18 protein-coding genes are annotated in these 17,771 nt (G+C 66.1%); 10 read left to right on the forward strand and 8 right to left on the reverse strand.

The window, feature by feature from the left end; translation table 11 throughout:
* The first annotated feature begins 22 nt into the window (after positions 1 to 22).
* Positions 23 to 1,180: an L-talarate/galactarate dehydratase gene (locus A4F85_RS02590; protein WP_063325571.1), complete on the forward strand. Its 1,158-nt coding sequence runs from the start codon at positions 23 to 25 to the stop codon at positions 1,178 to 1,180.
* Positions 1,181 to 1,186: 6 nt separating this feature from the next.
* On the opposite strand, the gene A4F85_RS02595 is transcribed toward A4F85_RS02590, so the two are convergent.
* Genes A4F85_RS02595 through A4F85_RS02605 form a run of 3 tightly spaced genes read right to left on the reverse strand, consistent with a single transcriptional unit; the run spans position 1,187 to position 5,764 of the window.
* Positions 1,187 to 2,533, reverse strand: a complete 1,347-nt coding sequence (locus A4F85_RS02595; protein ID WP_063325572.1) for a sigma-54-dependent transcriptional regulator — start codon at positions 2,531 to 2,533, stop codon at positions 1,187 to 1,189.
* Positions 2,530 to 4,410 carry a sensor histidine kinase gene (locus tag A4F85_RS02600; protein ID WP_012206097.1) on the reverse strand — a complete coding sequence of 627 codons (1,881 nt, stop codon included), beginning with the start codon at positions 4,408 to 4,410 and terminating at the stop codon, positions 2,530 to 2,532. The genes A4F85_RS02595 and A4F85_RS02600 overlap by 4 nt, the downstream gene beginning before the upstream one ends.
* Positions 4,411 to 4,456: 46 nt before the next feature.
* On the reverse strand, positions 4,457 to 5,764 hold the full coding sequence (locus A4F85_RS02605; RefSeq protein WP_043821572.1) for a dicarboxylate/amino acid:cation symporter: 1,308 nt from the start codon (positions 5,762 to 5,764) through the stop codon (positions 4,457 to 4,459).
* A gap of 549 nt (positions 5,765 to 6,313) precedes the next feature.
* On the opposite strand from A4F85_RS02605, the gene A4F85_RS02610 reads away from it, so the two are divergent.
* Positions 6,314 to 6,688, forward strand: a complete 375-nt coding sequence (locus A4F85_RS02610; protein ID WP_063325940.1) for a hypothetical protein — start codon at positions 6,314 to 6,316, stop codon at positions 6,686 to 6,688.
* A gap of 85 nt (positions 6,689 to 6,773) precedes the next feature.
* Here the strand turns inward: A4F85_RS02610 and A4F85_RS02615 are convergent, their stop codons facing one another.
* Entirely contained in the window at positions 6,774 to 8,348 is a 1,575-nt protein-coding gene (locus A4F85_RS02615; RefSeq protein ID WP_063325573.1) for a methyl-accepting chemotaxis protein, read from the reverse strand.
* A gap of 259 nt (positions 8,349 to 8,607) precedes the next feature.
* On the opposite strand from A4F85_RS02615, the gene A4F85_RS02620 reads away from it, so the two are divergent.
* The 5 genes from A4F85_RS02620 (at position 8,608) to A4F85_RS02635 (ending at position 12,160) form a co-directional block, all read left to right on the forward strand.
* Positions 8,608 to 9,591 carry a MerR family transcriptional regulator gene (locus tag A4F85_RS02620; protein ID WP_063325574.1) on the forward strand — a complete coding sequence of 328 codons (984 nt, stop codon included), beginning with the start codon at positions 8,608 to 8,610 and terminating at the stop codon, positions 9,589 to 9,591.
* Entirely contained in the window at positions 9,552 to 10,184 is a 633-nt protein-coding gene (locus A4F85_RS02625) for a lipocalin family protein (protein WP_063325575.1), read from the forward strand. Before A4F85_RS02620 ends, A4F85_RS02625 begins: the two co-directional genes overlap by 40 nt.
* The gene (locus tag A4F85_RS02630; RefSeq protein WP_063325576.1) at positions 10,181 to 11,251 is read left to right on the forward strand and encodes an NAD(P)/FAD-dependent oxidoreductase; all 1,071 of its coding nucleotides are present in this window, start codon (positions 10,181 to 10,183) and stop codon (positions 11,249 to 11,251) included. The genes A4F85_RS02625 and A4F85_RS02630 overlap by 4 nt, the downstream gene beginning before the upstream one ends.
* Before the next feature lie 20 nt (positions 11,252 to 11,271).
* The gene (locus A4F85_RS29210; protein WP_082848095.1) at positions 11,272 to 11,451 is read left to right on the forward strand and encodes a DUF2256 domain-containing protein; all 180 of its coding nucleotides are present in this window, start codon (positions 11,272 to 11,274) and stop codon (positions 11,449 to 11,451) included.
* 100 nt (positions 11,452 to 11,551) lie between these two features.
* Positions 11,552 to 12,160: a DUF4337 domain-containing protein gene (locus tag A4F85_RS02635; protein ID WP_012206105.1), complete on the forward strand. Its 609-nt coding sequence runs from the start codon at positions 11,552 to 11,554 to the stop codon at positions 12,158 to 12,160.
* 86 nt (positions 12,161 to 12,246) lie between these two features.
* Here A4F85_RS02635 and A4F85_RS02640 read toward each other — a convergent pair whose 3' ends face one another.
* Complete coding sequence (locus tag A4F85_RS02640; RefSeq protein ID WP_013801982.1) at positions 12,247 to 12,738, reverse strand: hypothetical protein; 492 nt, start codon at positions 12,736 to 12,738, stop codon at positions 12,247 to 12,249.
* A gap of 136 nt (positions 12,739 to 12,874) precedes the next feature.
* Here A4F85_RS02640 and A4F85_RS02645 point away from each other — a divergent pair, with 136 nt between their 5' ends.
* The 3 genes from A4F85_RS02645 (at position 12,875) to A4F85_RS02660 (ending at position 14,656) form a co-directional block, all read left to right on the forward strand.
* Positions 12,875 to 13,366, forward strand: a complete 492-nt coding sequence (locus A4F85_RS02645) for a helix-turn-helix domain-containing protein (protein ID WP_043821580.1) — start codon at positions 12,875 to 12,877, stop codon at positions 13,364 to 13,366.
* Entirely contained in the window at positions 13,363 to 13,770 is a 408-nt protein-coding gene (locus tag A4F85_RS02650) for a VOC family protein (RefSeq protein ID WP_013801980.1), read from the forward strand. Before A4F85_RS02645 ends, A4F85_RS02650 begins: the two co-directional genes overlap by 4 nt.
* Positions 13,771 to 14,161: 391 nt before the next feature.
* Positions 14,162 to 14,656, forward strand: a complete 495-nt coding sequence (locus A4F85_RS02660; RefSeq protein WP_063325578.1) for a MerR family transcriptional regulator — start codon at positions 14,162 to 14,164, stop codon at positions 14,654 to 14,656.
* A gap of 25 nt (positions 14,657 to 14,681) precedes the next feature.
* On the opposite strand, the gene A4F85_RS02665 is transcribed toward A4F85_RS02660, so the two are convergent.
* The 3 genes from A4F85_RS02665 to A4F85_RS02675 all read right to left on the reverse strand — a co-directional run bounded on the left by A4F85_RS02665 (position 14,682) and on the right by A4F85_RS02675 (position 17,752).
* On the reverse strand, positions 14,682 to 15,377 hold the full coding sequence (locus A4F85_RS02665) for a type 1 glutamine amidotransferase domain-containing protein (protein ID WP_063325579.1): 696 nt from the start codon (positions 15,375 to 15,377) through the stop codon (positions 14,682 to 14,684).
* Positions 15,374 to 16,300, reverse strand: a complete 927-nt coding sequence (locus tag A4F85_RS02670) for an NAD-dependent epimerase/dehydratase family protein (RefSeq protein ID WP_063325580.1) — start codon at positions 16,298 to 16,300, stop codon at positions 15,374 to 15,376. The genes A4F85_RS02665 and A4F85_RS02670 overlap by 4 nt, the downstream gene beginning before the upstream one ends.
* A gap of 351 nt (positions 16,301 to 16,651) precedes the next feature.
* The gene (locus A4F85_RS02675) at positions 16,652 to 17,752 is read right to left on the reverse strand and encodes an alpha/beta hydrolase (RefSeq protein WP_082848096.1); all 1,101 of its coding nucleotides are present in this window, start codon (positions 17,750 to 17,752) and stop codon (positions 16,652 to 16,654) included.
* Positions 17,753 to 17,771 lie beyond the last annotated feature (19 nt).

Here is a 17,771-nt window from a genome sequence, read left to right on the forward strand (position 1 = left end):
CAACCACCGCACTCCCGCAGCCATGACTTCTTCCGCGCTCTCCGAAACCACCAGCCAGGACCGCATCCAGTGGATACGCCTGTCGTCCTGCTACCTCCCCCTGGCCCGGCCCATCAGCGATGCCAAGGTGCTCACGGGCCGCCAAAAGCCCATGACCGAGGTCGCCATGCTGTTCGCCGAGATCCAGACCCGCGACGGCCACCGGGGCCTGGGCCTGAGCTACGCCAAGCGCGCAGGCGGCCCCGGCCAGTTCGCCCATGCCAGCGAGATCGCACCCCAACTGCTGGGCGAAGATCCCAGCGACATCGCACGGCTGTGGACGCGCATGTGCTGGGCCGGCGCCTCCGTGGGCCGCAGCGGGCTGGCCGTGCAGGCCATCGCGGCCTTTGATGTGGCGCTGTACGACATCAAGGCGCGCCGCGCGGGCCTGTCGCTGTCCAAGCTGCTGGGCTCGCAGCGCGAATCCGTGCGCTGCTACAACACCTCGGGCGGCTTTCTGCACACGCCGCTCGATGAGCTCAAGCGCAACGCCAGCGCCTCGCTGGAGCGCGGCATTGGCGGCATCAAGCTCAAGGTGGGCCAGCCCGACTGCGCGTTGGACATACGGCGTGTGGAGGCCATGCGCGCCCACCTGGGCGATGCCGCGCCCATCATGGTCGACGCCAACCAGCAATGGGACCGCCCCACGGCCCAGCGCATGTGCCGTGTCTTCGAGGAATTCAACCTGGTCTGGATCGAGGAGCCGCTGGACGCCTACGACCACGAAGGCCATGCCGCGCTGGCCGCGCGCTTCGACACGCCGATTGCCACCGGCGAGATGCTGACCAGCGCCGCCGAGCATGGCGATCTCATACGCCACCGCAGCGCCGACTTCCTCATGCCCGACGCGCCGCGCGTGGGCGGCATCACGCCCTTCCTGCAGATCGCCGCCCAGGCCGAACTGGCCCACCTGAGCCTGGCGCCCCACTTCGCCATGGAGCTGCACGTGCACCTGGCCGCCACCTGCGCCAACGAGCCCTGGGTGGAACACTTCGACTGGCTGGAGCCGCTGTTCAACGAACGCCTGGACATCGCCAATGGCCGCATGCTCGTGCCCACGCGCCCTGGCCTGGGGCTGAGCCTGAGCGAGCAGGCACGGCACTGGACGCGCGAAAGCGTGGAGTTCGGGGAGAGGGGTTGAGGGTGCCTACCCATCCAGCCCGTACTTGCGGATCTTGTCGTGCAGCGTGGTCTTGGGCATGGACAGGGCTTCGGCCGTGCGCGCCAGGCTGCCGGCGTGGCGGCGCAGGGCGTCGGCGATGAGGGCGCGCTCGAAGGCCTCGACAGCGGCGGACAGCGGCCGGGGCGCGGCGTCCTGCGCGGTGGTGCCGGCCGGCTGGCCGAAGGGGGGCGAGCCGGTCTCGATGCCCAGCACCGTGCGCTCGGCCACGTTGCGCAGCTCGCGCACGTTGCCGGGCCAGTCATAGCCCAGCAGTTGCTGCACGCGCGCCGTGGTCAGCTCGGGCACGGGCCGCTGGTGGCGCGCGGCGCCCTGCAGCGCGAAGTGCTCGAACAGCAGCGGCACGTCCTCGCGCCGCTCGCGCAGCGGCGGCAGCGAGACGGTGGCCACGTTCAGGCGGTAGTAGAGGTCGGCGCGGAACAGGCCCTGCCTGCTGAGTTCGAGCAGATCCACCTTGGTGGCCGCGATCACGCGGCAGTCGATGGGGATCAGGGTGTTGGAGCCCAGGCGCTCCAGCACACGCTCCTGCAGCACGCGCAGCAGCTTGATCTGCATGGGCAGGGGCATGCTTTCGATCTCGTCCAGGAACAGCGTGCCGCCGCTGGCGTGCTCCAGCTTGCCGATGCGCTTCTTGCCCGCGCCGGTATAGGCGCCGGCCTCGCTGCCGAACATTTCGCTGTCGAACAGCGTGTCGGGCAGGCCGCCGCAGTTGACGGCCACGAAGTTGCCATCGCGCCGTGCGCTGGCTTCGTGCAGGCAGCGCGCCACCAGTTCCTTGCCCGTGCCGGTCTCGCCCTGGATCAGCACATCGGCCGCGCTCTGCGCCAGCCCCGTGAGCATCTGGCGCAGCTGGCGCATGTTGGGCGCGCGGCCTATCAGCCGGTGCTCCAGGCTGTCGCGCTGGTCCAGCTGCTGGCGCAGCGCCCGCACCTCCAGCACCAGGCGCCGGCGCTCCAGGGCGCGGCGCACGGCGCCGACCAGGGTTTCGGGGGCGAAGGGTTTCTGGATGAAGTCCTGGGCGCCGTCCTTCATGGCCTGTACGGCCATGGATATGTCGCCGTGGCCGGTGATCAGCACCACGGGCAGCTCGGCATCCATGGCCACCAGCTCGCGCAGGAAGGCCATGCCGTCCATGCGCGGCAGGCGGATGTCGCTGACCACGATGCCCGCGAAGTCGCGCGACAGGCGCCGGCGCGCCTGCTCGGCGCTGCCCACGCTTTCGCAGGCGATGCCTTCGAGCTGCAGCGCCTGCTCGCAGCCGAGCACGATGTCGGGGTCGTCCTCGATGATCAGGACTTTGAGTGCGTCGGTCATGGTGTGTCGGCAGAAGGTGTGGAGGGTGCCAGGGCCAGGCTCAGCGTGAAGACGGCGCCGCCGCCCGGATGGTTGCTGCCCGTCAGCGTGCCGCCGCATTCACGCACGATGCCGGCCGACAGCGCCAGCCCCAGGCCCAGGCCCACGCCCTCTTCCTTGGTGGTGAAAAACGGCTGGAACAGATGGGCCTGCGCCGCTTCGCTCAGGCCCGGGCCGTGGTCGCGCACGGTGACCTGGGCGCGGCCATCGGCCACGGCGCAGGCCAGCTCCAGGCAGGGCGCGGGCTGGCCGCGCATGGCGTCCAGGGAGTTGTTGATCAGGTTGATCAGCACCTGCTCGATGCGGTTGCGGTCGCACCAGGCCACGGCCTCGGGCACGCCATCATCGCGCAGGATGCGGGCGCCGGTCTCGGCCACGCGCGACTCCAGCACGGCCAGCGCATTGTCCAGCGCATGCGCCAGCGGCACGGCCTGGCTGGCGCCGCTGGACTTGCGCGCGAAGTTGCGCAGCTGGCCGGTGATGCGGCCCATGCGGTCGGCCAGCTGCGCCATGCGCTCCAGGTTCACGCGCGTGGTTTCGGTATCGCCGCGCTCCAGAAAGCGCTGGCTGTTGCCGGCCAGGGTGCGCAGCGCCGTCAGCGGCTGGTTGAGTTCATGGGCCACGCCCGTGGACAGCTGGCCTATCACGGCCAGCTTGCCGGCCTGCACCAGTTCGTCCTGGGCGGCGCGCAGCGTGGCCTCGGCGTGGGTGCGCTCGGCCACCTCGGCCTGCAGCGCCTCGTTGGCGGCCGACAGGTCGGCCGTGCGCTGCTCCACCTTGCGCTCGAGCTCGTCGTGCGCGGCCTGCAGCGCCTCGCGCGCGGCCAGCCGGTCGCGCAGGTGGCGGCGGCGCTCGTTGACCATCATGGCCAGCAGCAGCACAAAGGCCGCGCCCACGGCCGCGGCCAGCGCGCGGCTCTGGGCCAGCTGGTCGACCTGCTCCAGGTGCGAGAGCACGGTGATCGTCCAGGGCGTGCCCGGCAGCTGGCGCGACTGGGCCAGGAAGCGGCCGCTGACCGGGTAGACCGAACCTGGCGATTCCTCGCCATGGCGGGCAATGCGCACCAGGCGCGCGCCCTGGCCCAGGTCGCGCAGCACCTGCAGGCCCAGCGGCTCCAGCGCGCGGCGGTTGTACTGGCGCGTGTGGTCGAAGGCGGCGCGCGTGCCCTCGTCCAGCGTGCGCAGGGTGGTGAATTTCCAGTCGGAGACCGTGCCCAGGATGACGACGCCGTTCTCGTCGCCCACCAGCACGGGCGCCTCCACCGTGGACCACGATTGCTCCAGCTGGTCCAGGCTGACCTTGACCACGGCCACGCCCAGCGTGTGGGTGTCGTCGCCCAGGGTGGAGGCCAGGTAGTAGCCGGGCTCGCCGCGCGTGGTGCCTATGCCGAAGAAGCGCGCGCTGCCCGTGGCCATGGCCGTGCGGTAGTAGGGGCGAAAGCTCAGGTCCTCGCCCATGTAGCTGTCGGAGCGCCGCCAGTTGCTGGAGGCCACGACGTGGCCGCGCGCATCGACCAGGTAGGCGGTCAGCGTGCCAGCGCGGTCGTTGAGTTGCTCCAGGTAGGCGTTGACGCGGTTGGTGAGCTGCTCGTCGCCGGGCTCGGCCAGCAGCCTTTGCACATTGCCTTCCAGTGCCAGCACGTCGGGCAGGAAGGCGTACTTGCCGATCTCGCGCTGCAGGCTGGCGCCGTACAGCTCCAGCCGGTGCATGCCCGTGGCACGCAGATCGGCGATGCCCAGCCGCTGCGCCAGCAGGTACGCACCCCAGCCGCTCAGCCCGCTCAGGGCAAGCCACAGCAAAAGCAGGATGAGCTGGCGCAGGGGGCGGCGGGCGGGCATGGTGAAGGCACCGATGTTATCAGTGCCCCCCAGCGCCGCCTGGGCCTCAGGCCGAGACAGCGGGCCGCCCTTGCTCGGAATGGTCCGTGGGCAGCAGGGACTCGTCGTCATCCGTGGCCGCGGTCGGATCGACGGCGCCTTCCCACTTGGCCACCACGGCCGTGGCGATCGCATTGCCCAGCACATTGGTCAGCGTGCGGCCCATGTCCAGGAAGTGGTCGATGCCCAGGATCAGCAGGATGCCCGCCTCGGGCAGGCCGAACATGGGCAGCACGGCGGCCACCACCACCAGCGATGCGCGTGGCACGCCGGCAATGCCCTTGCTGGACACCATCAGCACCAGCAGCATGGTGATCTGGGCCGTCAGCGTCATGTCGATGCCGTAGGCCTGGGCGATGAAGATGGCCAGGAAGGTGGTGTAGACCATCGAGCCGTCCAGGTTGAACGAGTAGCCCAGCGGCAGCACGAAGCCGATGATGCGCGGCTTGATGCCGAACTTCTCCAGCTGCTCCATCAGCTTGGGATAGGTCGATTCGCTGCTGGCCGTGGAAAAGCCCACCAGCAGCGGGCCGCGGATCAGGTTCAGCAGGCGGAAGATGTCACGGCCCAGCACGCAGTAGCCGGCCACGATCAGCAGCACCCACAGCGTGGCCAGGGCCAGGTAGAAGCACAGCATGAACTTGCCGAACACCGACAGCATGCCCAGGCCATGGATGGTGATGGTGCCGGCCACAGCGCCGAACACGCCCACGGGGGCGAAGCGCATCACGTAATCGGTGACCTTGAGCATGATGTGGACCACTTCGTCCATCAGGCCCACCATGGAGCGCGCGGCCTGGTTGTGCAGATTGCCCAGCGCAATGCCGAAGAACAGCGCGAACACCAGGATCTGCAGCACCTCGTTGGTCGCCATGGCCTCGAAGATGTTCTTGGGGAACACGTGGGCGATGAAGTCCTTGAGGTTCAGCGCCGAGGTCTTGAGGTTCAGGCCCTCGGCCGACGACGGCAGGGCCACGCTCAGGCCATGGCCGGGCTGCAGCACGTTCGCATAGATCAGGCCGATGGCCAGCGAGCAGAACGAAGCCACGATGAACCAGCCCAGCGCGCGGCCGCCGATGCGGCCCACGGCCTTGGCGTCGCCCATGTTGGCCAGGCCCGACACCAGGGTGGCGAACACCAGGGGCGCGATGATCATCTTGATCATGCGCAGGAAGACATCGGTGAGGATGCCGAAGTAGCTGGCGATTTCCTTGGCGGCCTCGGGCGTGGGTGCGTAGCTGTTGCAGGCATAGCCCACCAGCACGCCGAGGACCATGGCCACAAGCACCATGGTGGTCAAGCGGTTGAATTTCATGCGGATTTTTTCGTTGGACGTATTTCGGTCTTGCAAGCGAGCCCGGCCACCACGGCTGCCGGCCACGGGCCGGATGCCACAGCGAAGACGGGCTTGTCTCCCTGCATACACAACCACGATGCACGTGGCCTGCGCCTGACAGTGCACAGACCGTGCCAGCCGCATCCGGCCCCTGCACCCCGCGCTAACTGCTTGATTCGCCTATATCGACCTTACTTTTATGCATAAGGTGGCACGGAAATCCGAACGATGGAACGCCTGCGTCGTTCGGAAAACCGGATGGCCGGGCCTGCCGCCTCCGACCCTCCCGGCCGGCGCTATCATCCGCACCGGCCCCCTGTCACGGGGCCGGTGCTTCAAAACACCTCCATCACACAGCGGCACAACCTCTTCGAAAGCGAGGTCTGTCAATGCAATTCACGGATCAATGCAATCGCAAAGGCCAGTGAATTCGCTTTGCAATGGAGCATCAAGCATGAACACCGTTTTCCTCGCACTCGCCTGCGCGCCCTCTGCTGGCGCCGCCCCTTCCACACGGAGGGCCAAGGCATGAACCCCACCCAGCCCACCCTCGCCACGGACAGCCACAGCACCCGGCAGCTGTCCAATGCCCTCATCCAGGTAGACCATCTCGTGCAGCAAGGCTGTGCAGAGATCTCCTCCATCGCCCAGCTCGCCCTGGCATGGCTGGAGACGCCCAAGGGCCATCGCCACATGGATGTGGTGGCCCGCGCCCTGCAAAGCATCCGCGACAGCGCCGAGACGCTGGCCGACTACGCCGGCACCGAGGCTCAGGCCATGGGCTGCGGGTTTGAAGACGCGGCCGAGATGCGCCGCGCCGAAGCGGCCGAGGCAGCCGCCAAAGCCATGGCACAACTGTTTGAACGCCGGCCGGTGCCCGGGCAGGACGGCAGCAGCAGCTGATGCTCCGGCGTCTGTAGAGGGGCCCGCTCTCCCAGGGTCCCGCACCGTGTCTTCACCGGTGCGTCAACCCTGCGCCAACCCTGCCTCAACCCTGCGCCTGAGGCCCCAGGCGAAAAACGCTCACGGACTGCACAAGGTCATGCGCTTGCTGGCGCAGGCTCGTGGCTGCCGCCGCCATTTCCTCCACCAGGGCTGCGTTTTGCTGCGTCGCCTGGTCCATCTGCGTGACCGCCTCGCCCACTTGTGCCACGCCGCTGCGTTGTTCGGCGGAAGCCGCGCTGATCTCGCCCATGAGGTCGGTGACGCTGCGTATGCTCGTCACCACTTCAGCCATGGTGCCCCCCGCACGGTCGGCCAGCACAGAGCCCTGTTCGACCCGCTCGACGCTGTCGGAGATCAGGGCCTTGATCTCCTTGGCCGCCGCCGCGCTGCGGCCGGCCAGGCTGCGGACCTCGGAGGCCACCACAGCGAAGCCGCGGCCCTGTTCACCGGCACGCGCAGCCTCCACCGCAGCGTTCAGCGCCAGGATGTTGGTCTGGAACGCGATGCCGTCGATGACGTTGATGATGTCGGCGATGCGGCGCGAACTTTCACTGATGCCCTTCATCGTGTCCACGACCTGGGTGACCACCTCGCCCGCCTGCCCGGCCACGCCGCTGGCCCGCTGCGCGAGCGCGTTGGCCTTGCCGGCACCCTCTGCGTTCTGGGTCACGGTGGCTCCAAGCTGCTCCATGGAGGCCGCCGTCTGTTCAAGCGCGCTGGCCTGGCTTTCGGTTCGCGAGGACAGGTCGGTGTTGCCCTGGGCAATCTGCGTGCTTGCACTTGCCACGGATTCGCTGCCGCTGCGCACGACGGTCACGACCTGCGATAGCGCGTCACTCATCTCGCCGAGGCTGCGCAGCAGGGTCCCCACTTCATCGTGGGTGGTGGCCTCCACCCGCTGCGTCAGATCCCCGCATGCCACCGCACGTGCCAGCTGGATGGCCCGTCCGATGGGGCCGGTGATGGAGCGCGTGACCCAGGTACCAAGCAGAGCGGCAAGCACGACGGCCACCAGCGCGCCGCCCAGCTCGAACGCCAGCGTCATTGCCGCCAGCGACTCGGTGCGCGTCAGGCGCTCGGCCATGAGCTGCTCCTCCTCTCGCACCAGGTCCGCCTGCAGTGCGCGCAGCCCATCCATGGCCGCCTTCTCGCGCCCCAGGGAGAACTCGCGAACCAGATCCTCGACGGTCGCCGTGCCGTCCTGAACTTGCCGCCGCAGCGCCTGCAGCGGCTGCACCGCCTGCACGAATTCACGGTGGCGCAGCCGGATACCGTCGAGCCGGCGCTGCTGGGCGGGGTTGTCCTCGGTCAGGCGTACGGCCTCCTGCCAGGAGGCCTCGAACTCCTTGAGTCCTTCATCCCACGGAGCGAGAAAACGGGAGTCACCCGACAGGAGATAGCCCCGCGAGGCCGTCTCCATGTTGACCATGCCCGTGAGCATGCGCTGTCCCTGGGACATGACCTTGAAGGTGTGCTCGTTCCATTGCTGGGCCTCCTTGAGCCGGGACTGGCTGCTCACGGCCAGCGCGATGACAAGAAGAAAAATGGCGATGACGCATGCGAAGGCAGCTGCGAGACGGCGGGCCAGTGGCCAGTTGGACAAATTCATGATGATCATCGGTACGAACTGCGTGGCCGGAAAGACTGCACAAGGGCGCGGCGATCATGGTGTGAAGCCTCGCCTGCGCCTGGGGCCGTCATCTCCTGGCCGGGATCTACAAAGCACTCGCGCCAGCGGCTGCCGGGTGGCGGCCAGCGGGCCTGCGCTTTGTTTCTCTATGTAATATATTGGACAAAACATATTTTTGTCCTAGACAATTCGCAAAATCCCTCAAAACATACCGGCCATGGCCGGACGTTTTGTCCCCCTCAGATCAATGACGCCACTTTCTGACCCCCTGCCTTTGGCTCCTGGCCCCGGGCTGCCCATCTCGGCCGTCGAGCGCGAGACCGGACTTGCCAAGGACACCCTGCGTGTCTGGGAAAGACGCTACGGCTTTCCAAGGCCTGAACGGGATTCGGCAGGCGATCGCCGCTATCCGGCGGACCAGGTTCGACAACTGACCCTGATCCGGCGGCTCATGGATACGGGGCTGCGTCCCAGCAAGCTGATGGGCGTGGATCTGGACGGCCTGCAGGCGCTGCTGGCCCGCGCCGACACCTCGCCGGGCAAGGATTTGTCCAGGACAAATCCAGAGAACGCAGCAGACTCTGACCGCTTCGCACCCATGCTCAACGCCATTGCTGCACATGATCCCGCCCAGCTCAGGCATTGCCTGAGCCTGGCCCAGTCGCGCATGGGCCTGGCCGGTTTCGTGACCGCGCTCGTGGCCCCGCTGACCACGGCGGTCGGCGATTTCTGGGCACAGGGGCGTTTTGAAGTGTTCGAAGAGCACCTGTACACCGAGGTGCTCACCGGCGTCCTGAGGCAGGCGATCGCCTCGCTCGCCCCTCCTTCCCCGCCGTCCGCGCCCAAGGTGTTGCTGACCACGCTGCCGCAGGAGATGCATGGACTTGGGCTGCTCATGGTCGAAGCCCTGCTGGCCCTGGAAGGCTGCAACTGCGTATCGCTGGGCACCCAGACGCCCATCGGCGACGTGGCCCAGGCCGCGCGGGCGCATCGCGCCGACATCGTGGGGCTGAGCTTCAGCAGCGCGCACAACGGAGCGATGGCGCAGGCTTGCCTGGGCGAGCTGCGCAGCCACCTGCCGCCGGCCATCGAGTTGTGGGCCGGTGGAGCTTGCCCGGCGCTTTATTCCAGCCCGGTCGCGGGCATCACGCCGGTGCGCCATCTCACGGATCTGCAACCGCTGGTCGCCCGATGGCGGCAGACGACAAGAACATCAAGGACATACGCATGAACTTTCCCGCCCCCCGCCCCGTCTTCACCGCCAGGCGGCGCACCCTGCTGGCAACGGCCCTTGGCGCCGGCCTGCTGGCCAGCGGTTGCGCCAGCATGCGCCCGCCAGGCTCGGTCACGCCCGTCTCACCGTTCGATCTGCAGCGCTACCAGGGCCTTTGGTATGAACTGGCACGGCTGGACCATGGTTTCGAGCGGGGCATGACCGATGTGACCGCCGAGTACACGCCGCAGGCAGACGGCAGCGTGAAGGTGGTGAACCGGGGGTTTTCCGTGCCCCGGGGCCAGTGGCAGCGCGCCGTCGGCAAGGCCTTGTTCACGGGCAAGCCGGACACGGCTTCGCTCAAGGTCTCCTTCTTCGGCCCGTTCTACGGCGGCTACCATGTGGCCGCCCTGGACCCTGACTACCGCTGGGCGCTGGTCCTGGGGCCGGACACGCAGTACTGCTGGATACTGGCCAGGGAGCCGAAACTGCCCCCGCAGACGCTGCAATCCATCGTCGCCAAGGCCGCGGAACTGGGCGTCGATACCGGCGCGCTGATCTGGGTCAGCCATGAGCGCCACCAGGAAGCGCACAGCCAGGAGGCCTTGTGAACGGCGCGCCCCCCGTCGCGGTGATCGGCGCGGGAATGGCAGGTTTGGCATGTGCACAGCTGCTGGCCGAGGCTGGCTGCCGCGTGGATATCTTCGAGAAAAGCCGAGGCCCATCCGGGCGCATGAGCACGCGGCGCGCGCAGGATCCGCAGGGTGCGTGGCAGTGCGATCACGGCGCTCCATCGTTTGCGGCCCAGGACCCGGAGTTTGTGCAGGAGGTGCGCCAGTGGGAGCAGCTCGGCGTTGTCGCCGCCTGGCGTCCGCGCGCAGTGCGCCTGCAGGGCAAAGACGTGGTGCCAGCAGATGCAGGCCCCGACCGCTGGGTGGGCGTGCCGCGCATGACCTCTCCCGCAGCGTTTCTTGTCCAGCGGCTTGCACAACAGGGGCATGGCGCACGGCTGCACCTGCAAGCCACGGTTCAGCAGTTGCAGTACGAATCTGCCTGCTGGACTGTGCACTGCGCTGAACACGGGCAGATCGGATCGGAATACTGCGCCCTGGTGCTGGCAGTGCCTGCACCGCAGGCGGCAGCCTTGCTGGAGCCGGTCTCGCCCTATGCGGCGGCACTGGCTGCCAGCGCGCGCATGCAGCCTTGCTGGGTGGCCATGCTGCGCACCGACGCCCCCCTGCCGCTGGACTGGGATGCGGCAGAAATCACGGATGGCCCGCTGTGCTGGGTGGCACGCGACAGCGCCAAGCCAGGGCGGCAGGGGCCGCAAGTGCCGCAAGGACCTCAGACCTGGGTGCTGCATGCCAGTGCACGGTGGAGCCAGGATCACATCGAGTCGGACGCCGAATCCGTGGCCCGGCAACTGCTGCAGGCATTCGAGGCCCTGGCCGGGCCACTGGCCGGCTCTCTGTCCGACTCTCTGCCAGGCGGCCTGCGCGTCACTGCCCACCGTTGGCGCTATGCGCTGCCGGCGCCGCACCTGGTCAACCGCTGCTGGTGGGACGCGCCTGCGGGCCTGGGCCTGTGTGGCGACTGGATGTGCGGCGCAGGCGTCGAAGGCGCCTGGCTCAGCGGACGGGCGCTGGCCCGGCGCGCCCTGGCCACGCTGACGCGCTGAACTGCAGGAACGCCCGCACCATGCACAAGAAGCCCCACCTGCCCTCCAAGCTGTGTGCGTGCTGCGGTCTTGCATTCACATGGCGCAAAAAATGGGCACGTGATTGGGACGAGGTCAAATACTGCTCGCAGCGCTGCCGCACCGCGCGACTGCCGCCTGATCCCCCTCCCCCATCTGCAGGCCGTCAGCCAAGGCGCTGACCTCCAAGCGGGCCATGCGCCCCGCACATCCTGGAGCCCTGGATTGCCGCCAGGCCGGCCCCATAATGCGCCACCCCATTGCATCAAGGAATTGGCACCTATGTCTTCCGGCGGCTTTCACGTCCACGGCCCACACGATCACGAACTCGAACATGCTGCCCAGGGCGAGCATGGCCAAACCGCCCACCACGGCATCGGCGGCGGCAGCCTGACCAACCAGATCGCCATGTGCACGGCAGTCATCGCCACGGTGGGAGCCATCTTCGCGTACATGGGCGGCGCCACCCAGGCCAATGCCGGGCTGTACAAGAACGACGCAGCCATCAAGAAGACCGAAGCGGCCAACCAGTGGGCCTTCTTCCAGGCCAAGAGCACCAAGCAATCGCTGTCCGAGTTCGCGCGTGATCTGGCGACCACGGAGGACAGGCGGGCCGCCTACCAGGCCAAGGTGGAGCGCTACGAAAAGGAAAAGGACGACATCAAGCGCGATGCCGACCGCCTGGAAGCCGAGGCCCGGCAATGGGACGAGAAGTCAGAGATGCAGATGCACCTGCATCACCGCTGGGCGCAGGCCACCACCGCGCTGCAGGTCGCCATTGCCCTTGCAGCCATCGCGCTGCTGACCAAGAAGAAATGGCTGGAATACGCCATGCTCGGCGTGGCAGCGCTAGGCCTTGGCGTGGGCGGGCTGGCCATGCTGCACATCTAGAGCGTGTGGCAAAGCCGCAAAGCCGCATATCCGCCTTGGAAGGCCGCTGTGAAACAGCCCCCTGATTCCCCGGCCTTGCCCGCGGCTCAGTCCTCGCTGGGACGGGGGTAGCCTGCCTCTGCCCAGGCTTGCGCAGACGTCCGGGTGAGCTGATGGTCCGGCCTGACTCCCACCTTGGCCAGCTCGCTGCCGTCGGCAGCAGTGGCGGTGAGCGTGGCGCTGGGATTGTCTTCATCGGGCTCGATATCCAGAGAGACGGTCACGCGTGACCCGCCCACCATGATCTGCACATCCTTGTGCAACTGCGCTGCCAGATGCTGCTCATGCCGGCGCATCACCTCGTGCGCCGTCTTCACGAGCGTGTTGAAGGCGGAAACGTCCAGCGGCTTGGGATTTTTCTTGTCGCGGCCCATGGTCCACGGGCCGACCAGGCTTGGCTCCACCTGGCCGTCCTGGGTCATGGCAACGGCCCAGCCATCGTCGTCTTCATTCTTGATGACGCGGGCCTCCCAGCCGTTGTGATGCCAAAGGCGGTCTTCGAAGATGGAGACGACTTCTTGTTCGAGTTCTGCGGACATGTCCAGACCCTTCCCTTGTGGAAACTATCGAGCCCGAAATTCTACTGTCCATCCATACAGTTCGCGCGCAGGGGTCTATTCCCAAACCGTGGACTCCCAAGAGACGAAAATGCTTCCCGATGGCACCGGAGACGGCATGAACAACGACCTTGCACACCAGGATCCTGAACTGTTGCGCCGGCTGCTGCGCGCGAAGGACAGCATTGACGCCGCATCGCACGAGGCCTGGCCTGTCGGCCGACTGGCGCAGGTCAGTGGCGTGTCCGAAGCGCACTTCGCCCGGTCGTTCAAGCAGGCCTTCGGCAGTCCGCCGCACCGGTACTTGCTCACGCGGCGCATCGAGCGGGCAATGACGCTGCTGCGCGAAACCGATCTGGCCATTACCGACATCGCCTTTGATACAGGCTGGGCAAGCCTGGGCACCTTCGGGCGCACCTTCCGCGATATCACAGGCGACAGTCCCAGCGCAGTCCGGGTGCGCGCCCGGGCGACGATGCACGAGCTGGGCCGCGTGCCCGCCTGCATCGTCAGCGCCGCGCACCGCCCCGACCTCACGACCGCAGTTTCGGAGAAGCGACGCCGGGCAACAAGCGATACAAACGAACCCGAACAACAGGAGATCCCATGATTCAAGGCGTTGAAGTGGTTGGTTTGTATGTGCGCGATCAAGACGAAGCACTCGCGTTCTATGTCGACAAACTCGGGTTCCGCGTCCACACGGACGTGGCAAACGGCGACTATCGCTGGCTCACGGTGCAGCACCCGGAACAGCCGTCGTTCCAGCTCGGCCTGTTCACACCCGGCCCGCCCGTGCTCGACGCAGCAACGGCGCAGGCAGTGCGCGCGATTGTGGCCAAAGGCGCCATGCCGCCCCTCGTACTGACCGTGGATGACTGCCGCGCGGCCTACGACCGAATGCTCGCAAGCGGAGTGGAATTCACGCAGGAACCCGTGGCACGGTACGGCACCGTGGACGCAGGCTTCCGCGATCCGTCGGGGAACGGGTGGAAGATGATCCAGGCGCGCCGCTAAGGGAGGCCGCCTTGAACTGGAACCACCGGATCCGGCAGATCCACCGCTGGCTGTCCGTTGCCTTCACGGTCACCGTCCTCGCCAACTTCATTGTCCGGGCGCAGGGGGAACCTCCCTCCTGGGTCAGCTACTCGCCGCTGCCCCCGCTCTTTCTCTTGCTGTTGAGCGGTCTGTACCTCTTCGTGCTGCCGTACGCCTGCATGCGACGCAGTGGAACAAGGAAGCCAGGCGATGCGAGGTAGGTGTCTTGGCCCTTGAATGGCCGCCAGCACGCATTCTTCGACAAGGGCACGTTGCACTCGCCGCAAATTGCCGCCGCAACGAAGGGCTTGCGAGTACGATAAGCTTCAAGTCTTGTTGAAGGTCAAGGACCCCTTGTCGAAGGTTGCGCATGAACATTGGTGAACTGAGCAAACGCACAGGCCTGTCCACATCACGCATTCGCTTTTATGAGCAAAGCGGCCTGCTGCAAGCGGCTGAGCGTGGCTTGAATGGCTACCGCAGCTATCCGCCTGAGATGGTGCAGATGCTGGAGCTGATTGCGATGGCGCAAGGCGTGGGCTTCAGCCTGGATGAAATTCGTGCACTCTTGCCGCCCGGCCTGCAAGGCTGGGACCATGAGGCCGTTGTGGGCGCGCTGCGCCAAAAAATTGCCGATATCAAGGCCATGGAGAAAAAGCTGCAGACCAGCAAAAAGCAGTTGCAGGCTTTGTTGACCGATATTGAAGCGCGGCCAGACAACATGGATTGCCATGACAACGCACGCCGCGTGCTCTCCCATGTACTGGCCCAGCAATCCGAATCCTTGGCCTCTGAAGCAGCGGCTGAAGAAAAAATGGGCAAGCTCATGCGCACCGGACACAAGAAGCGGGCAAGCGCGGCATAGGCCTGCGCCAGTTTGGAACGCGGCCCTAGCGCCTTGCCAGAGCCTGCACCACCTGCTTTGCAGTCGCTTTGGCCGACCCCGGGTTTTGCCCGGTGATGAGGCGGCCATCGGCCACCACATACGAGGTAAAAGGCAGCAAGGCTTTTTGATAGCGCGCACCGCGCATCTTCATTTCCTGCTCCGCGTTGTAGGGCATGGACCGGGCCACTCCGGCCAGGATTTCTTCCGTCCATGAAAAACCCGTGACCCTTTTGCCCGCGACCAGCAAAGAGCCGTCGCTGAGCTGCGTATTGAGCAGGCCGCAGTAGCCGTGGCAAACCGATGCAACGATGCCACCTTGCTCCCAGATGCTGCGTGTGATGCGCTGCAGCCCCGCACTATCGGGAAAATCCCACATCACCGCATGCCCTCCAGTGAAGTAGATGGCATCGAAATCGTTCGCGACGATATCGGCAGGTGCCGCAGTGTTCGCCAGCAGGGCCATGCGCGCGGGATCATCGAGCCAGGCTTTGGCCGAAGCATCGAAGTGCGGCCATTGGAGTGCGCGCGGCTCCAGCGGTACGGCGCCACCCAGCGGGCTCACCAGTTGCTGCAGGTACCCTTGCGCAGCAAACATATCCCATGCATGGGTCAGCTCCGACAGCCACAGCCCTGTGGCGTGCGCAGGGTCGTCGTAATGAGCGACATTGGTGACGGCATGCAAGATACGTGGCGTACTCATGAAGACTCCTGCGCGATTTGCTTGAGGCCCTGTGCGTAGCTGGTGACAGCAAAGTCGGGAAAGCGGCGCTTGAACTTGGACGAATCAAACACATTGTCGTGTGCGTAGCGTGGCAGCAGTTCACGCAGTTCGCGCACGGGCTTGGAGACCCAGCCAGCAACCACCATGGCCAGGTGGCTCAGTACCTTGTAGCGCGGCTCAACCCCAAAGGTTGCAGCCGCCAGGTTCACAAAGGCCTGATAGGTCAGCCGCTCGTCCCAGCAAGGCAGATGCCAGGTCTGGCCATACGCATCTTGCGCATTGCCAATGGCTGCCATGGCGCGGCTTGCATCGGGCGTCCAGATCAGGGTGCGCAGCTTGTCGTCACGGACCGGCACTTTGGCCTTCTGGCCCGCCTTGAGCGGGCCGATCACCAGGGTGTTGGTGATGCTTTGGGTTTTGCCGGGGCCGTAGAACTCCGGCGCGCGGGCAATGGCGACGGGGATATCGCCGCGCTGCATCTCGGCCAGCACCATCTCGGCCATCAAGGCGCGCACGCGCCCCTTGCGGCCCACCGGGGCAAAGGCGGTTTCCTCGGTCTGCCGCTGCGCGGTTTGCGGGTACATGTAGGTGTTGTCGAAGTAGACAAATTTGGCCCGCGCTGCCCGCGTGGCATCGAGTGCGTTGCGCAGCATGGCAGGAAACTGCCCCTCCCATAACTCGGTGTCTGGTGGCAGGCCAGCGGTGAAGTACACGACCTCGCTGCCACGCACGGCCTCCAGGGTTTGCGCGGGATTCATCAGATCGGCGGACACCAGCTCGTCCGTATCGTTCACCTTGCGCGGCTTGCGGCTGACCAGGCGCAGGTTCTGCGTGTAGTTGCGCTGGAGCTCGCGCGCCAGCTCCACAGCGATCTGGCCATTGGCGCCCAAAATGGTTTGCATATCGATCCTTGCAGCATCTTGTGTGATGAGAGGATATGGAGCTTAAGCTTCAACTTGAGTTGAAGGTCAAGCGGCAAACTACAGATCCCTGATACCAGGTCGAAAACAAACCCGACGGCTCGCTGGCTGTCTGCAAAACCCCGGCATCTCCATCATGCCGGGGAGCCTGGGGCCTGGACACTGCGACCTGCTTTGGTGCACCTGGTGAAGGCCCGGTTCGGGCCGGCAGCACCCATCCATGAGCCGCGAGAACGGACCTCCAGCAGCCGCCAGGCTGCGTTGGCGTTCACTGTCATTGGACTCAGCCGCTTTCACGCGCCCGTGTTGCCTCGAGTGTTCCACCCCGCCCTGTCACATGCTCTTCCCGTAGAACGGGACCAGCTTGGCCACCACGGCCTCAACGTATTCAGGGACCCAATAGGTTTCAATGTGGGTTGCTCCCTGGATCTTGAACAGCTCCTTGTCCTTGGCACCGCTGGCCTTGGCGAACGCCTCCTCGGTCATGTAGAGGCTGTCCGCCTTGCTGCCGGCAATCATCAACAAGGGTTGCTCGATCAGTTCGATCTGGTCAGTGGCGTCCCAGCGCATCAGGTCCAGCAGGCTGCTCGTCGTGTACTTGAAGGTCGAGCCGGGATGGGCATGCGTGCGCCAGTAGTACTCATAGCCCTGTCGGTACATCTCGAACGGCAGCGCTGCGATCTGTTCGTCCGTCATGTCCGCGTCGCCCGAGTAGAGGATCTTGCCACCGGCCACCTGCTGAGCACGGGCATCCGAGGCCTGCTTCAGGCGCTGCTGGATCGTGGATAGCTGCGAGTCTGCGAAGCCGTTGCGGCGGACCCTGCCGGAGTTGAACATGCTCAGCGTTGCGACGGACTTGAAGCGCTTGTCCGTCTTCGCCGCTGCCAGCGAATAGCCGCCGCCACCGCAGATGCCGAGGAGGCCGAGACGATCCGCATCGACGCCCGCGTAGGTGGTGGTGAAGTCCGCCATGCCATGAATGTCCTCGATGCGGTTCATCGGCGTGTCCACTGAACGCGGCAGGCCGCCGCTGCCGCCTTGATAGGCTGCATCGGCCGTGATCGCCACGTAGCCGTGCTCGGCCAAGCGTTGGGCATACAGACCGGCGGTCTGTTCTTTCACACCACCGTTGGGGTGTGCAACGACGACAGCGGGGTACTTCCTTGCCGGGTCGAAGTTCGCCGGCGTATAGACATTGGCCACGATGTCCAAGCCGCCAAGTTTGTACTTCACCGGGTGGATGTTCACCTTGCCAGGCAGGTTCTGCGTGATGGCGTCGCCATAGACGAGCGTGAAGGGGTTCTTCTTGTAATCGGCCGCTGTTGACGGCGAGGGAAGGGTCATGGCTGTAGCTCCGAGGGCTGCTGCAGAAATTGCGATGGCCGAAGTGCCCAGGAACTCGCGGCGCTTCGTGTCAATGGATACGTGGGTCATGGGTCGTCCGATCTACTGA

It is taken from the genome of Delftia sp. GW456-R20, assembly GCF_001622915.1.
Lineage (GTDB): Bacteria > Pseudomonadota > Gammaproteobacteria > Burkholderiales > Burkholderiaceae_C > Comamonas > Comamonas acidovorans.

What these genes read in the sequence shown, in the direction of transcription:
- A4F85_RS02610 (WP_063325940.1), top strand. Translation starts at nt 6,314, where the DNA reads ATGAACCCCACCCAGCCCACCCTCGCCACGGACAGCCACAGCACCCGG.
- A4F85_RS02640 (WP_013801982.1), bottom strand. Translation starts at nt 12,738, where the DNA reads ATGTCCGCAGAACTCGAACAAGAAGTCGTCTCCATCTTCGAAGACCGC.
- A4F85_RS02595 (WP_063325572.1), bottom strand. Translation starts at nt 2,533, where the DNA reads ATGACCGACGCACTCAAAGTCCTGATCATCGAGGACGACCCCGACATC.
- A4F85_RS02590 (WP_063325571.1), top strand. Translation starts at nt 23, where the DNA reads ATGACTTCTTCCGCGCTCTCCGAAACCACCAGCCAGGACCGCATCCAG.
- A4F85_RS29210 (WP_082848095.1), top strand. Translation starts at nt 11,272, where the DNA reads ATGCACAAGAAGCCCCACCTGCCCTCCAAGCTGTGTGCGTGCTGCGGT.
- A4F85_RS02605 (WP_043821572.1), bottom strand. Translation starts at nt 5,764, where the DNA reads ATGAAATTCAACCGCTTGACCACCATGGTGCTTGTGGCCATGGTCCTC.
- A4F85_RS02615 (WP_063325573.1), bottom strand. Translation starts at nt 8,348, where the DNA reads ATGATCATCATGAATTTGTCCAACTGGCCACTGGCCCGCCGTCTCGCA.
- A4F85_RS02600 (WP_012206097.1), bottom strand. Translation starts at nt 4,410, where the DNA reads ATGCCCGCCCGCCGCCCCCTGCGCCAGCTCATCCTGCTTTTGCTGTGG.
- A4F85_RS02670 (WP_063325580.1), bottom strand. Translation starts at nt 16,300, where the DNA reads ATGCAAACCATTTTGGGCGCCAATGGCCAGATCGCTGTGGAGCTGGCG.
- A4F85_RS02660 (WP_063325578.1), top strand. Translation starts at nt 14,162, where the DNA reads ATGAACATTGGTGAACTGAGCAAACGCACAGGCCTGTCCACATCACGC.
- A4F85_RS02650 (WP_013801980.1), top strand. Translation starts at nt 13,363, where the DNA reads ATGATTCAAGGCGTTGAAGTGGTTGGTTTGTATGTGCGCGATCAAGAC.
- A4F85_RS02625 (WP_063325575.1), top strand. Translation starts at nt 9,552, where the DNA reads ATGGCGGCAGACGACAAGAACATCAAGGACATACGCATGAACTTTCCC.
- A4F85_RS02675 (WP_082848096.1), bottom strand. Translation starts at nt 17,752, where the DNA reads ATGACCCACGTATCCATTGACACGAAGCGCCGCGAGTTCCTGGGCACT.
- A4F85_RS02645 (WP_043821580.1), top strand. Translation starts at nt 12,875, where the DNA reads ATGAACAACGACCTTGCACACCAGGATCCTGAACTGTTGCGCCGGCTG.
- A4F85_RS02665 (WP_063325579.1), bottom strand. Translation starts at nt 15,377, where the DNA reads ATGAGTACGCCACGTATCTTGCATGCCGTCACCAATGTCGCTCATTAC.
- A4F85_RS02620 (WP_063325574.1), top strand. Translation starts at nt 8,608, where the DNA reads ATGACGCCACTTTCTGACCCCCTGCCTTTGGCTCCTGGCCCCGGGCTG.
- A4F85_RS02635 (WP_012206105.1), top strand. Translation starts at nt 11,552, where the DNA reads ATGTCTTCCGGCGGCTTTCACGTCCACGGCCCACACGATCACGAACTC.